Source organism: Pseudomonas sp. KSR10, from assembly GCF_022355455.1.
GTDB classification, from domain to species: domain Bacteria; phylum Pseudomonadota; class Gammaproteobacteria; order Pseudomonadales; family Pseudomonadaceae; genus Stutzerimonas; species Stutzerimonas stutzeri_E.
On the sequence record NZ_JAKOEN010000019.1, the window covers coordinates 1,546,038 to 1,560,014 of the forward strand.

General features: G+C 60.8%; 11 protein-coding genes. 2 read left to right on the top strand and 9 right to left on the bottom strand.

Translation table 11 applies throughout. From position 1 onward, the window contains the following. Nucleotides 1–89: 89 nt before the first annotated feature. From MCB86_RS16010 to MCB86_RS16030, 5 genes are all read right to left on the bottom strand, one after another. A complete protein-coding gene (locus MCB86_RS16010; protein WP_239611464.1) occupies nucleotides 90–1,715 on the bottom strand; it encodes a methyl-accepting chemotaxis protein in 1,626 nt (541 codons plus the stop codon). Nucleotides 1,716–1,837: 122 nt separating this feature from the next. Then, a complete protein-coding gene (locus MCB86_RS16015) occupies nucleotides 1,838–2,932 on the bottom strand; it encodes a DUF1513 domain-containing protein (RefSeq protein ID WP_239611465.1) in 1,095 nt (364 codons plus the stop codon). A 2-nt stretch (nucleotides 2,933–2,934) separates the two neighbouring features. Next, nucleotides 2,935–4,008, bottom strand: a complete 1,074-nt coding sequence (locus MCB86_RS16020) for an imelysin family protein (RefSeq protein WP_239611466.1) — start codon at nucleotides 4,006–4,008, stop codon at nucleotides 2,935–2,937. Nucleotides 4,009–4,050: 42 nt separating this feature from the next. Then, a complete protein-coding gene (locus MCB86_RS16025) occupies nucleotides 4,051–5,466 on the bottom strand; it encodes a di-heme oxidoredictase family protein (protein ID WP_239611467.1) in 1,416 nt (471 codons plus the stop codon). 171 nt (nucleotides 5,467–5,637) lie between these two features. Beyond that, nucleotides 5,638–6,981: an imelysin family protein gene (locus MCB86_RS16030; protein WP_239611468.1), complete on the bottom strand. Its 1,344-nt coding sequence runs from the start codon at nucleotides 6,979–6,981 to the stop codon at nucleotides 5,638–5,640. Between the two features lie 184 nt (nucleotides 6,982–7,165). Between MCB86_RS16030 and MCB86_RS16035 the strand changes: the two genes are divergently transcribed. Together MCB86_RS16035 and MCB86_RS16040 are read left to right on the top strand one after the other, a co-directional pair. Then, complete coding sequence (locus MCB86_RS16035; RefSeq protein WP_045163309.1) at nucleotides 7,166–7,738, top strand: LemA family protein; 573 nt, start codon at nucleotides 7,166–7,168, stop codon at nucleotides 7,736–7,738. Nucleotides 7,739–7,752: 14 nt separating this feature from the next. Beyond that, complete coding sequence (locus tag MCB86_RS16040; RefSeq protein ID WP_239611469.1) at nucleotides 7,753–8,625, top strand: E3 ubiquitin ligase family protein; 873 nt, start codon at nucleotides 7,753–7,755, stop codon at nucleotides 8,623–8,625. 45 nt (nucleotides 8,626–8,670) lie between these two features. On the opposite strand, the gene MCB86_RS16045 is transcribed toward MCB86_RS16040, so the two are convergent. The 4 genes from MCB86_RS16045 to MCB86_RS16060 all read right to left on the bottom strand — a co-directional run bounded on the left by MCB86_RS16045 (nucleotide 8,671) and on the right by MCB86_RS16060 (nucleotide 13,832). Next, nucleotides 8,671–10,074 carry a diguanylate cyclase gene (locus MCB86_RS16045; RefSeq protein WP_239611605.1) on the bottom strand — a complete coding sequence of 468 codons (1,404 nt, stop codon included), beginning with the start codon at nucleotides 10,072–10,074 and terminating at the stop codon, nucleotides 8,671–8,673. 124 nt (nucleotides 10,075–10,198) lie between these two features. Continuing rightward, on the bottom strand, nucleotides 10,199–10,882 hold the full coding sequence (locus MCB86_RS16050) for a hypothetical protein (protein WP_045163307.1): 684 nt from the start codon (nucleotides 10,880–10,882) through the stop codon (nucleotides 10,199–10,201). Between the two features lie 65 nt (nucleotides 10,883–10,947). Next, entirely contained in the window at nucleotides 10,948–13,008 is a 2,061-nt protein-coding gene (locus tag MCB86_RS16055) for a bifunctional diguanylate cyclase/phosphodiesterase (RefSeq protein WP_239611470.1), read from the bottom strand. 200 nt (nucleotides 13,009–13,208) lie between these two features. Continuing rightward, entirely contained in the window at nucleotides 13,209–13,832 is a 624-nt protein-coding gene (locus tag MCB86_RS16060; RefSeq protein WP_045163305.1) for a TetR/AcrR family transcriptional regulator, read from the bottom strand. Between the last annotated feature and the right edge of the window lie 145 nt (nucleotides 13,833–13,977).

Genomic DNA, 13,977 nt, shown 5'->3' on the forward strand with positions numbered 1-13,977 from the left:
GAATTGGCGAGGTAGAGCCCCTGAAGGACAAGGCGAGAATCATGCAACGACCCCTGCCTAAGAAGCCGTTGCGTCGATTGCGAGCTGCGTCAGCCCGCGAGGCGGTGCGTCACTTCGCTGAGCTGGGCCGATAGGCTGTGCAGATTCTGGCTGGCCTTTTCGGTGCGCTCGACATTGTCCTGGTTGGTCGTGGCGATGGCCGTTATCTCGGTCAGGTTCCGCGAAATGTCTTCCGCCACGGAGGTTTGTTCCTCGGCGGCGGTGGCGATCTGTCGGTTCATGTCGCGGATCGCTTCGACTTCACGAGTGATGCGCTGGAGCATCGAACCGGCTTCCGTCACCTGTTCGACGCCTTCGTCGCTGCGGTTCTGACCGCTTTCGATCGCACGCACCGCGTCCACAGCACCGGTTTGCACCGTGTCGATAATCTGACGAATTTCGGCAGTCGAATCAGCGGTGCGTCTGGCCAGCGTGCGCACCTCATCGGCAACCACGGCGAACCCGTGGCCAGCATCGCCAGCACGGGCGGCCTCGATGGCTGCGTTCAGGGCTAGCAGGTTGGTTTGATCCGCGATGCCTCGAATGACGTCCAGTACCTTGCCAATGCGCCCGCTGTCGGCCTCGAGGCGTCGGATGACTTCGGCGGTGTTAACGATCTCGCCGCGCATGTGGGCGATTGTCTGGATGGTCGAACGCATCATGTTCTCGCCCTGCTGCGCCGAATGATCGGCTGCATCCGCTGCGTGTGCGGCCTCGGCTGCGTGGCGTGCAACCTCCTGTGCGGTAGCCGACATTTCGTGCATGGCGGTGGCCACCTGATCCGTGCGCGAGAATTGCTCGCGTGTGCCTTGGCCCATCAGCGTGGCGATGGCGTTCAACTCGCCACTTGCATTGTCCAGGTCCGAGGTGCTGCGTTGCAGACGGGTAAAGGTATCGGCGAGGAAGTCGCGGAGCACGTTCGCCGCGACGGCCAGACGCCCTAGTTCGTCGGTACGGGACGCATCGACGCGCTCGCCGAAGTTACCCTGGCTGAGCTTGGCGATATGGTCGATCAGATGGCGAATAGGGGCGATCAGGTTGCGATTGACCAGCCACAGGCTGAGCAGACTGATCAGCGCACCAGCGGCAAGCATGATCAGCGAGCCGGTGATGATCGCTCGTTCGGCGTCACGGCTGATTTCTTCCGAGCTGCGCTGCGCAGCGTCACGCAGATGAGCGACCAGTTCGCTGAGCTGTTCACTGGTGGCGCGGTCGATACCTTTGACCGCGGTGTCGCCAGCGATTGGGTCGGCGTCCGCGGCCAGGAACGCTTCGCGGCCGCTGCGATAGGCTGCGCCCAGCTTTCGATGTTCATCGCGCAATCCCTGGATCTGGCTCGCCAGCGTTTGATCATGCTGGCTCGCCTGCATGAGTGTATCGAGCAGCATTTGGACCTTGCGTTCCTGTTCTTCGAAGCTCTGCCAGTACTTGCTCAGGTGCTCGGGTGACTTGCCGCGCAGCAGCACGTTCTTCCATTCCTGGACTTGGATCTTGAATTCAAGGTTGGCTTCATTGATAAGGCGCGAGGTTTCGATCGGACCTTTGAGCAACCTTTGGAAGGCAGAAATATCCTCGGAGAGGAACGAAAAGCTGGCCAGAGCGATGACCAAGGTCATCAACAAGCTGCCGCCAATCAGCGCCAGCAGCTGAGCACGCAGGGAGTTTTTCAGGAGCATCGTGAGCGTCTCGCATCGTATGGAAAGCACTTGCGACGAGCGCAAGGGGCGTCGGGCGGCTATCGGAATAACCGCTCGGGTCGGCCAATCTTTCGGCGCGCCGCTTCGATACTTGAATGCTTTCAGACCAGGCGCAGGTGGTTATCCCATAACCCCGCGGGCAGTTGCAGCGCGGTGCTGACGAAGCGCTTTGCGCTGCAGTCGACCAACCGGCAACGGCCTTGCCCGGAGCTCACCACGAATCCTTGCGCGACGGCCGCGACCCCGGCGCAATCCGGCAGGTGGATTTCCTCGCGCAGTGCGGCGCTGTCCAGGTCCCAGAAGAACACCTTGTTGCCGCGCGGTGCCGTTACGGCCAGCAGACGCAGGTCGTCGTGAATTGCCAGACTGGCGGTGTATTGGTTCATCGTCTGGCGCTGCGCTTCTCCCAGCGGGAAGGCCTGGAAGGCTTGGCCGGGACGTTTGATCGCCAGCAGTGGGACCGAATCCATGGGGTCGCCTTCGTACTGCTGCCCGGAAACCACCGTGCCATCGGCCGCAACCGCCAGATGGCGCACACTGTTCATCTGCTCAGGCAGTTGCTCCTTACTGATCAGCGTGCCATCGCGACGCAGCAGTACCAGGCTCGGTTCCATCGCTTCGAGGTTCATCATCTTGCGACTGTCGGCTTCGGTGCGTATGCCGCCGTTGGCGATTACCAGCGTCTCGCCGTCCGGCATCCAGAGCAACTGATGCGGGCCTATGCCATGGGTCGTATGCTCGCCGGTGCGAACCAGCCGGCGTTCTTCTACACGATAGATGCCGAGCACGCCGCGGCCGGCGTCGGTCGTGTCGTTCTCAGTGGTATAGAACCAATCGCCGCTGTAATGGAACACACCGTGGCCGTAGAAATGTCGATCGGAAGGCGAGGCCAGCACCTGCAGCAGCGTCCCGTCACGGCTGTCGATCAGATAGCTCTCACGGCTGGGCCGGCGCCCGACGAATACCGCCAGAGGCAGGTGCGGGTGGGCGTAGACGTCATGGCAGCGCTCGTTGACCGGGGTGACGAACGCTCGAGTGCCGTCGAGCCGATAGCCGACTGCATAGTGGCGGCCGTCGGCATCGTCGCGCGCGGAGAGCAGCAGCGGTTGCTCGGTGTACCGTGTGAGTGTCCAGCCGCCGACAGCGGAGGCTGCAACCAGGGCGCTGCCCAGACCGAGGAAGGCGCGGCGTCTCATGGTCAGTCTCCGTCGTGGGCGTTGAAGCCGATCTGTACGCCCAGCGCTCGGGCCAGTTCGTTCTGGTGCAGGCGATGCAGGGTGTCGATGTCCTGGTACAACTCGTTCAGTCGCTCGCGTCCGGCGTCGTCGGCAACCAGCTCGCTGAACGGCAGCATGATGTCGGCCAGTTGCTTACGGGTTGTGGCGTAGGCGACGTCTATACGCTTGATCAGATCCGCTTGTTCGGCTGGGACCAGATGCTTAAGGCCATTATCGTCGCCGCCTTGCCATAGTCGTTGCGCGCCGGCGAGGGCCGCATCGATACTTCCGAGCGTGGCATCGCTGCGCCAGGCCTCGGCCTGGAAAGGTTGTGGGAAGCCCTTGCTCTGACGGCCCAGCGGCGCGCCCAACTTCTTCTTCAAGCCATCCAGCGCCGTGACCTGCACGCGCAGCAGATCGGCGATCGCTTCCTGCGATTCGCTGTAGCGCTCGTTGGGAAACTCGCTTAGTTGAGCGGCCATGCCGTTTTCGCCTTCCCACTCCTGGAGGGTGTCGGCGGCGAGTTGCTGCTGGTGCTCGCCAATCGCTTCCAGCAATCGGCAGTAACGCGTTTTGGTCTGGCTGTCGTTCAGGTCGACCGCCTTGTCGTAGAGCACGTATTCGTATGCCGAAAGGCCCTGCAGGACGACACTGCCGTTCTCCAGGTCGGCCTGCGTCAGCTCGGGTTTGTTTTTCAGCAGGGCGGTGATCTGCCGCCCAACCAGGTTCTTCTTGTCGGGCCAGAACTGCACCTGCCAGGCGCGGTTACCTTCGCCCATTGGCCCGATCAGCATCGGTTGCAGACCTGCCCAGGCGAACTGGGCCTTCAGGAAGGCTTCGCGCGCACTCTCCAATTCCTCGTTACCGGCGCAGAAGGCGATGCTACTGGCGGCCATGCGCCGGTTGGTTTCGGCCCACTGGGTGTAGCTAGGAAGCAAAACGTCCGCGGCCAGGGTTTTGCTGGTCTCGGCAAATGGATCGGATGGCGCGCAGGCACTGAGCAGCAGGCCCAGTGCGGTGGCGGTGAACCCTGAAAGATAACGGTTGGCGTACATGTTGCTCCTCGGCAAGGCCGGACAGCTCTGGCTGGTCCGACGCTAGAGTGATTCGAGAAAAGCCAGCAGGGCGCTGCGCTCGTCTTCGTCGAAGTCGAGCACCGACTGCTTGGCCTGTTCTGCTTCGCCGCCGTGCCAGAGTACGGCTTCGAGCAGATTGCGGGCGCGTCCGTCATGTAGGAACTGGGTGTGCCCGCTAATCGTTTCGGTCAGACCGATGCCCCACAGCGGCGGCGTTCGCCATTCGCTGCCGCCGGCTTCGAACTCGGGACGGTGGTCGGCAAGCCCTTCGCCCATGTCATGCAGCAGCAGATCGGTGTAGGGGCGGATCGTTTGGTTCGCTAGCTCGGGCTCGGCGGCATCGCCGGTGGTGAACTGCGGAACATGGCAACTCTGGCAACCGGCTCGGTGGAACAGCGTCTTGCCTGCCAGTACCTGGGGATCGTCGACGTTGCGCCGCGCTGGTACGCCGAGATTGCGAGTGTAGAACAAGACCAATCCGAGAATGTGATCGCTGACTTCGAGCTCGCCGCCATCGGGCATCCCCAGACAGTCCAGCTGCCTATCGGTGCAGCTGCTGCCCGTGAAGAGACTGGTCGTCAGGCCCATGTCATTGAAGAAAGCGTCGGCGTTCTGCTGATTCAGGTTCGGTTGTCCGGCCTTCCAGCCGAAGCGGCCCATCACCGTCTTGCGCGTGACCTGGTCGAAGACCCGGTTGGGCCGACCGGAGATACCATCGCCATCGCGGTCGTCCGGATCGGCGTGGGCCAGCAGCGCGGACTCGGGAATGGCTTCCAGCAATCCGAGACCGATCATGGCCGGTGCCACACGGACGGAGAATTGAGTGTGGGGATGCATCGGGCCGTAACCCAGCTCGACGATTTCCAGCTGTGGGATTCTCAGCTCGACCTCGAAACCGTCGGAGAAACGTTCATACCGGGTGCCATAGCTCAGCCGGACCTTGCCTTCGGGCGCCACACCGGGGATTGCCATGTCCTGCAGCTGACCACCATAGGTGGGTTCTGGTGCGATGCCCCGTTGCGCGACGACTTCGGTGTGTTCAGCGCTGGCAGGAATCGACAGCCGTACCAGCATCGACACGGCATTGCCGCGCTCGGTTTCTGCCGGGCGGCCGCGGCCATCCTTGATATGGCAGTTCTGGCAGGCGTTGGTGTTCATCAACGGGCCGAGCCCGTCGCGAGCGGTGGTTGATGACGGGGCGATTACCCAGGGATTGCGGAAAAAGCTGTTGCCGACGCTGAAACCCAGGCGGCGTAGCGGGCTCAGATTGGCCGAGGGCAGCGAAAAAGCGTTCTGATCGAACTTCATCACCGTGGAGCTACCCGCGGAAAGAGCCTCCCCAGGCTCTGCTTGTGTAAAACGCGGTGTCTGCTCTTCGCAACCGATCAGGCCAAAGGCCAGCAGCAATGCGACGGCAGCACGAAAAAGCGGGTGCATCGGTGATACCAGGGTCGTGACAGGGCAGCAATCTTAGCAGGCTAATAGAGTATGAATAAGAGCAATTTGCATTTGCCGATTTCTCGTGTGGCCAAACGAACGCTGGTCGCGTTCGCGGGAAGCAGGGAGGAGGGCGACAGCGCGCCGCCCTCTATTTTCACGAGCGCCGGATCAGAACTGATGATCAGCCGTGTCCGGGTTGAGGTCGCTGATGCCCAGTGCGGCAGCGGCTTTCTCGATGGATGCGGTCTGTTGCACCAGCGCAGCGATCGCGGCCCGTACCTTTTCCTGGCCTTCTTTATTGTCGGGCGCGATCAGTTGATCGAAGGCTTCGCCGCCTTCGGCGCTGGTGACCAGCACTTGCAGTTTGGCTTCAGTGGTTTCCAGATCGGACTTCAGCGTAGTGTCGGTCTGCGGATCGACGCCTTCGACCAGCGATGCCAGGCTCGCACCGCTGAGTGTGGTGCCGTCCACGCGCTTATATTCACCGAGGTAGACGTTACGGATGCCCTTGGCGTTATAAAAGTGCGAGTTATGCGTGTTGTCGCTGAAGCAATCGTGCTCGTCTTCCGGCGAGTTGGCTTCCAGCGCGACCTTCATGCGTTCGCCGGCCAGTTCGCCGAGCGACAGGCTGCCCATGCCGAAGAACATCTTGCGCAGACCATTTTCCGCGGACTCGCTTTCCAGACTGGCGCGGTAGTTGTCAGCGACGCCGGCTCGCCACTCGCCGACCATCTCTTCGAGATCGCTGACTACCAGTTGGGTTACGGCTTTGAGGTAGGCGCGGCGGCGATCGCAGTTACCACCGGTGCAGTCGTCACCCTCGATGAAATCGCTGACGGGGCGTTGACCCGCGCCGGCCCCGGTGCCATTCAGATCTTGGCCCCAGAGCAGAAATTCGATGGCGTGGTAGCCCGTAGCGACGTTGGCTTCGGCCCCGGCCAGTTCGTTCAGGCTGGCAAGCTTCTCGCCAGTGATTTCGCTGACGTCGATCTTGTCTTCACCAACTTGCAGTTCCTTGTTGGCGATGATGTTGGCGGTAGCGCCCGGATTGCCAAGGGCGTGTTGATAGTCGCCTTGGACGTAGTCGATCATGCCTTCGTCCAGCGGCCACGCGTTGAGCTGGCCTTCCCACTCATCCACTACCGGATTGCCGAAGCGGAACACTTCGCTCTGCATGTACGGCACGCGGGCCGCCAGCCAGGCGTCCTTGGCAGCCTGCAGGGTTTCCTCGGTCGGATTGGCGAGCAGGGCGTTTACCGCATCCTGCAATTTCACGGCAGTGCTATGTGCATCGCTGAAGACGGCATGCGCGATATCTGCGTAATGCTTGACTACTGCCTGCGCAGCCTCGTCGTTCAGGGTCTCTTTTGCTGGTGCGCTCGTGGCCGGTTCACTTTGAGTGGCCTGCGGAGCGGCAGGCTGTTCGGCGGGCGCCTTGTCTTCGCCGCAACCAGCGAGTGAAATAGCGACAGCCAACAGGCTGGCGGTGGCCCAGACGGGGGTGCGTAGCATGGCGGGTTCCTTTGCTTGCAGAGGGTATTTGCGAATGTCGATAGCGAGTACCAGACGATCCGATGCGGGTCATAATGCGAAAGATTTGCATTTTGTGCAAAGGAATTGCGTGGAATAGATCGCGCTTCGCTGAATGCGGTGCCGTTAGAATGCCATCCCGATAGTTGGATTCTGGAGAAGCCCGATGAGCCTGAGCGCTGTGGTTGCATTGGTTGTGCTGTTTCTTGTCGCTGCCTATGCGGTGGTTCTCTACAACGGTCTGGTGCGCCTCAAGCACGGCGTCAGCAAGGCCTGGTCTAACATCGACGTACTGCTTCGCCAGCGCCACGAGGAACTGCCGAAACTGGTCGAGACCTGCAAGCAATACATGCAGCACGAGCGCATTACCTTGGAGCAGGTCGTCACTGCGCGCAATGCCGTGGCCAATGCGCGCGAACAGGGTGATGTCGGTGCCTTAGGACAGGCTGAAACCGGGCTGCGCGCCGGTCTGGGGCGGCTGTTCGCATTGGCCGAGAATTATCCCGAGCTGCGTGCCAGCGAGAGCTTTCGGCATCTGCAGCAGCGCATCAGTGGATTGGAGAGCGGCATCGCCGATCGCCGAGAGCTGTATAACGAATCGGTCAACCTGAACAACGTACGCATCGAGCAGTTTCCCGATGTGTTGCTGGCGCGCGCCTTCGGCTTCCGAGAGGCCGAATTGCTGCAGTTCAGCGAGGCGGAGAAGGCCGATGTCGACCTCAAACCCCTGTTCGGCTGAGCGGGGTCGGGCCGATGCTGTTCATTGGTGTGGCAATCGGCATGTGCCTGATGGGTGGCTGGCTATGGGTCAGTCGCTGGTCGAAGCTGCGCCATCTGCTGGACACACCTACCTCGAAGATTCGCTCGGCAGCGCAGGGCTACGTCGAACTTACCGGGGTGCTGCGAGACTTGCCTGACGTGCCGTCCTTGCAAGCGCCACTAACGGCCAAACCCTGTCTCTGGTGGCGCTACCGTATCGAGGAATATCGCGCCAGTGGCAAGCGCAGCAGTTGGCGGATCGTCGAGCAGGGCAGCAGCGAGAGCCTGTTGCGTTTGTGCGATACGACCGGGGACTGCTTGATTGATCCGCGCGGCGCCGAAGTGCTGCCGGCACGACGCGATAGATGGACTGGTGATCGGCGTCATCCCAGGGGACTGCCGATTCGCGGTGTGCTCGATTGGCTGACCGGTAGCCGCCAATATCGCTACACCGAGGAGCGACTCCACGCCGATGAGCCGCTTTATGCGATCGGCGATTTCCGCACCGAAGGCGGCGGCCGGCAAGGGCTCGACCTTCATGCCGCCCGAGGGCAAGTAGTGCGGGAATGGAAAGAAAACTATGCCGGGCTGCTGCAGCGCTTCGACAACAATCGTGACGGCCAACTCGATCAGGCTGAGTGGGGCCGTGTGCGTCTCGCGGCGGGCCTCGAAGCAGAACGACGTCATCGTCTTGCCAGCACGCAGCGGGCTCAGCACCGCCTCGTGCGCCCCAATGAGCCTTTGCCGTTCGTGTTATCGAGCCACGGTGAGGAGGTTCTCGCGCGGCGCTATCGCTGGCATGCCGCGGGCGGCGCTGCGTTATGCCTTCTGGGTGCGGTGATGCTGGCGTCCCGGTTGGGCGGATGAGCCGTTGAAGCGCAACGGATGCCCCCAGGCCTGGAGAAAGACGTCTTACGCGTCTTTCTTCCTGACAGTCGGATCGATCGATGCATCGTCTTGCTTTGCAGGCTGCGGGGTCTTGTCGTGTATCGTCGGGCCTAGCTTCTCCTGATACATGGCCTCGTCGGCATGCTTGAGCAACGAGGCTTCATCGGCGCCGTCCTCCGGGAAATAGGCCACGCCGATACTTGGTTGAGCCACCAGGCTCAGGCCCGCAAGCTCCACAGGTGCTTGCATGGCGCTCCGGATGTTGTCGACGACCACCATCGCATCGGCTCTTGATGGGCTGTTCTCCAGCAGTACGACGAACTCGTCGCCGCCCATCCGCGCAACCGTATCCACTTCCCGGGTGTGCTGCGCTAGCCGCCTGGCGAAGGCTTGCAAAAGTAGATCGCCGACGCTGTGACCGTGATGGTCGTTGACCTGCTTGAACCGGTTCAGATCCAGATAAAGCAGCGAAAACGGCTGACCGTTGCGACGTGCACGTGCCAGTGCGGTTTTCAGCCGGTCGAACAGGAAGGCGCGATTGGGTAAACCGGTGAGCTCATCGTATTGAGCCATCCTCTCCAGGCGGGCATGCAGCTGTTTACGTTCGATGGCCGTGGCGACCTGATTGGCGACGAATTGCAACAGCTCCCGGTCCTGCTCGCGATACGTCGCGTTCTGCGCCGCATCGCTGAGCAAGAGGGCGCCGAGACTGCCCTGGCGCGTCGATAACGGCGCAGCCAGCCAGCAGAACCGGTTCGTGTCGGCGGCCGTCTTGAGATTGCTACAAACCTGGTCATTCTGGGCGGTCAGCAGCAGGGCCTGTCCGGTACGTGTTACCTCCGTGCAGAGCGCCGCGGCCGAGTCGAAAGGGAGCTGCGTCGGATCGCCATTGGTTTTGTGATAAGGAAAAATCGGCGAGCCTGTGCCCAATGTGTTCAAGGCTACGAAAAAATTGGGTGCCGGGATGAGACTTCCGATGATCAGATGAATCTGCTCGAACAGGGCGGCGAGATCGGCGGTGTTGTGGGCCGCCTCGGATATGGCGTACACCGCCGCTTGCAGCGATTCGAAATGCTTGCGCTGGGTAATGTCACGCGCAACGCCGACGCGCAGCTGGTCGTCCTCGGACCAGCGGGCCGACCACATGATATCCACCCGCTGACCATCCTTGCGGATGTAGCGATTCTCGAAATGCAGGCTGAGCTGGCCTGACATCACTTGCTTGGCCGCTTCCAGAGTGCGCTCACGGTCTTCGGGGGCCACCATGTCTATCATCGCGCGACCGATCATTTCGTCCTGCGTATACCCGAAGATGCGTTCGCACGCAGCGCTGACGTAGACGAAGTGCCCAGTGGCATCAACGACGCAGACGGCGTCGAGCATAAGATCAAGAACGGTAGCCAGGGAGGGGGGATTCTCTGTCGTCATCGCGCGTACTGCTAATCTGCCGACCACGATGGAGCGGGTCAGTCGGGTCTGAGTGTAGCGGAGGCGATCCACAGCTGCTCACAAGTTTGATGGCTATAGGCTATCAATCGTTGCCCGTCCGATATCAGCTTCGTTTGTCGGCGATCCAAATGGTGTGGCGGGTGCCACGGTTACCGTGGGCAAACACTTGGACCTCCTCGGCCTTGAACCCCGACTGGGCCAGGCGCTGAGAAAACGCGCGGTCGGCGCTGGCCGACCATACGGCGAGCACGCCCTTGGAGCGCAGTGCCCGGGCGCAGGTTTCGAGTCCGGCTGATGAATACAGCCAGCTGTTGCCCTTGCGGGTCAGCCCTTCAGGTCCGTTGTCCACATCGAGCATGATCGCGTCGAAGCCCTGCGGCTCGTCCCGTAGGATGGCGGCGACATCGCCCAAGCGTATGCGGGTTCGTGGGTCGTTGATCGGCATGCCAGACTTTTCGCCCAGAGGGCCGCGATTCCATTCGATCACTCCGGGTACCAGTTCAGCGACATGAACCTCGGCGTCGTTGCCTAGATGCTTGAGCGCCGATGCCAGGGTAAAGCCCATGCCCAGCCCGCCGATCAGCACGCGAGGTTGGGTGCGCTGGGCGATTCTTTTGCAGGGAATCTCCGCCAAGGCATCTTCGGAACCGTGCATGCGGGTGTTCATCAGTTGATTGCCGTTGCCGCCCTGGATCTTGATGACAAAATCATCACCGTAGCTAAACAGGCAAAGTGCACCAAGGTCGTCAGGGATGTCTGCGGTGTCGATCAATTCAAAACGCTTCATGCGCGTCGCTCATGGGTAGGCAGAAGAGGAGAGGGCCGTGCTACGAGCACGGCGGACAGATGGCGTTACAGCGGTTCCGAGTTGAACCTGTGTTCGAAACGCAGGGATTGGCGCAACAGTATGGCCAGCTCGGATGCCGACAGCGGCTTGCTGTAGTAATAACCCTGGCCTTCGTTGCAGCCTTCGTCGATGAGGTAGCGTTCCTGCTCGGCGGTTTCCACACCTTCGGCGATCACCAGCATGCCGAGGCTCTTACCCAACTGAATGATGGCCCGGACGATGGTCGTGTCGCCTTGGTCGGCGGACATGTCGCGGACGAAACTCTTGTCTATCTTGATCTTGTCCAGCGGCAGGCTTTTCAGGTAGCTGAGCGAGGAATAGCCAGTGCCGAAGTCGTCGATCGCAATCAGCGCACCGGAGCGGCGCAGGCTATGCAGATTGCGGGTGGCGGCGGCGATGTCTTCCATCAATCCCGTTTCGGTAACCTCGAGCTCCAGCGTCTCGGGTGGCAGCTGGTGGGTCTCGAGCAGCTTGCTGATCATGTCCGGCAGTTCGGCATGGTGCAATTGCACCGTGGATAGATTGACCGCCATGCGCAGGTCGCTGAAACCCTGCTGATGCCATTCGCTCAATTGCCGACAGGCCTGATCCAGCACCCATTCGCCAATGCCGATGATGCTGCCGTTCTGTTCGGCGAGGGGAATGAAAATGTCCGGCGGAATCATCTTGCCGCTCGGGTGTGACCAGCGCAGCAATGCCTCGACCCCGGTGATGCGTTTCAGGCGATAGTCGATCTGCGGCTGGTAGACCAGGTGGAACTCGCCGCGCTGAAGGGCTTCTGCCAGGTCGTTCTGTAATTCCCGGCGCGCTCGCATCTGGCTATCGATGCTCGCGACATAAAACTGGTAGCGGTTGCGCGAGCGGTTCTTGGCCAGAGTCATGGTCTGCTCGGCTTTCTGCAGGAGCTTTTCCGTACTGTCGCCGTCTTCGGGATACAGGGTGATCCCGATGGTCGCGCGTAACCGTATGTTCTGCTGATCGAGGATGACGGGGCGTTCCAGATCATCAAGTATTTTTTGCGCCAGCTCCGCCGCTTCGTAGGGTTGCTCGAAGCCGAACAGTACCAGGACGAACTGATCGCCACCCAGGCGTGCGAGAGCACCGACACGCCCGCTCAAGCTGCGTAGACGTTCGGCCAGCGCGACCAGCATGCGGTCCCCGTGCTGATAGCTGAACTGCTCGTTCACACCCTTGAAGTCGTCCAGTCCGAGGCAGAGTACGGCTACGCGGCGCTGCAACCGCGCGGCCTCGCCAAGGATATTGTCGAGCTGCTGTTGCAGTTGTTGGCGATTGGGCAGGCCGGTCAGCGAGTCATACTGGGTCATGCGTTGCAGGCTGCTTTCTGCCGCGTGGCGCAACTGCATGTTGTGTTCGATGGCGGCGAGCAGGCCATTGGCGGTCTCGACCCAAAGCCCTAGCTCATTACGCTCGTGCCCCTTCGGCATCGGCAGCGAGCGTTCGCCCGGGCGGTTCGGGTTGATATGCGACAGGTGCTCGATGAGCTTGGTCAGCGGTCGTGTCAGCAGCCATTCATAGATCAGATAGAGCAGTAGGCCCAAGACCAGTGCCCGAAGAATACCTACGACAAAAATCACTCCCGAGTTGCTGACGAAATCCTCGCCATAAGGGGCAGTATCGAGCGTGATGCGTAGATCGCCATAGTACTCGTTGTAGGGCGGGCGGCCGATCAGTGGGATGGTGAACTCCTGGTCTCGGCCGAGTATCGGATCGGTCAGCCAGCGTGAAGGCGATGACATGAGCGGGCGGGATTTGTAAGCCAGAGGCTTTTCTCCCGGATGGCCGATTGACGCCTCGTGAATCGACTCGTGCTGGAACAGTCCCTCCATGACCTGCGCACCCATTTCCCGATCCAGGCTGTAGATCGCCTGGGTGGAGGGGTCGCGCGTCATGCGTAGGATTCGCTGCGCCTCCGTATTGATCAGATGGCGGGTCTTGTAAGCATCGAAGACGATTTGCGCGCAGCTCAATACCAGCCCAACGGCAAGCGCTGACAGCAGAACGATACGGAGCAGTTTCCTCGACAGGCTGTTGCGCAATGCGGTCAAAAGGATTTCCTTGTTCCAAGCCGGTGCCCAGCGCAAGTATTAGTCGTCATAGATGAAGCGTCAAAGGTAGGAAGTGCTTATAAGGCAGAACGTTATCAGAACGGCCGGCGTCCTGCAGAACCTTCCGTCGACCGTGCCGTTGCGACCATTTGCAGGTCTAGAACCATGATGCTAGACACTCTGAACGCTAAAAAGCGACTTCAGCTGACGGTGGCTGCTTCCTTTACCTCGCAGCCTTTGATGACCATACGAATGATCGTTTCGGCGGCGGCTTCATAGTCCGCATCGTCGAGCTTCGCCTTGCCTGTCACGGTGGTGATCTGCCAGTCGAAATCGGCGTAGGTCTGGGTCGCTGCCCAGATGCTGAACATCAGATGATTGGGGTCGACCGCAGCCATCAAACCCTGATCGATCCAGCCCTGAATGCAGGCGACGTTGTGGCTGGCCTGGGCGTTCAATTGTGCGGCCCGCTCGGCCGGGAGATGCGGTGCGCCATGCATGATCTCGCTGGCGAACACCTTGGAGGCGCAGGCATGCTCACGTGAAATGCGGATCTTGGTGCGAATGTAGGCGCGCAGTACGTCGGCCGGTTCGCCGGGCTGATTGAACGGAGCGGACGCCTGCAGCAGAGGCTCGACGATGCTGTCGAGCACCTCTCGATAGAGGTTTTCCTTGCTTTTGAAATAGTAGTAAACGTTGGGCTTGGGTAGCCCGGCGCGGTTGGCGATGTCACTGGTTTTACTGGCGGCGAAGCCCTTTTCGGCAAACTCTTCGCTGGCAGCGCGCAGGATCAGTTCTTTGTTGCGCTCGCGGATACTGGACATAAGACCTGTTCGATTCACAACCACCAGCCTGGTGGCCTGCCGCGGCATGCTAGCACTGGCTTCCGAATGGCCTCAAGTCGCTGCGCTGGCGGGATTTTATGTGAACAAATTCCATGATGTTTTGTATACATATATAAAAGGCTTC

Coding starts and splice junctions, on each gene's coding strand:
- MCB86_RS16010 (WP_239611464.1), bottom strand. CDS start 1,715: ATGCTCCTGAAAAACTCCCTGCGTGCTCAGCTGCTGGCGCTGATTGGC.
- MCB86_RS16015 (WP_239611465.1), bottom strand. CDS start 2,932: ATGAGACGCCGCGCCTTCCTCGGTCTGGGCAGCGCCCTGGTTGCAGCC.
- MCB86_RS16045 (WP_239611605.1), bottom strand. CDS start 10,074: ATGACGACAGAGAATCCCCCCTCCCTGGCTACCGTTCTTGATCTTATG.
- MCB86_RS16030 (WP_239611468.1), bottom strand. CDS start 6,981: ATGCTACGCACCCCCGTCTGGGCCACCGCCAGCCTGTTGGCTGTCGCT.
- MCB86_RS16025 (WP_239611467.1), bottom strand. CDS start 5,466: ATGCACCCGCTTTTTCGTGCTGCCGTCGCATTGCTGCTGGCCTTTGGC.
- MCB86_RS16060 (WP_045163305.1), bottom strand. CDS start 13,832: ATGTCCAGTATCCGCGAGCGCAACAAAGAACTGATCCTGCGCGCTGCC.
- MCB86_RS16020 (WP_239611466.1), bottom strand. CDS start 4,008: ATGTACGCCAACCGTTATCTTTCAGGGTTCACCGCCACCGCACTGGGC.
- MCB86_RS16040 (WP_239611469.1), top strand. CDS start 7,753: ATGCTGTTCATTGGTGTGGCAATCGGCATGTGCCTGATGGGTGGCTGG.
- MCB86_RS16035 (WP_045163309.1), top strand. CDS start 7,166: ATGAGCCTGAGCGCTGTGGTTGCATTGGTTGTGCTGTTTCTTGTCGCT.
- MCB86_RS16050 (WP_045163307.1), bottom strand. CDS start 10,882: ATGAAGCGTTTTGAATTGATCGACACCGCAGACATCCCTGACGACCTT.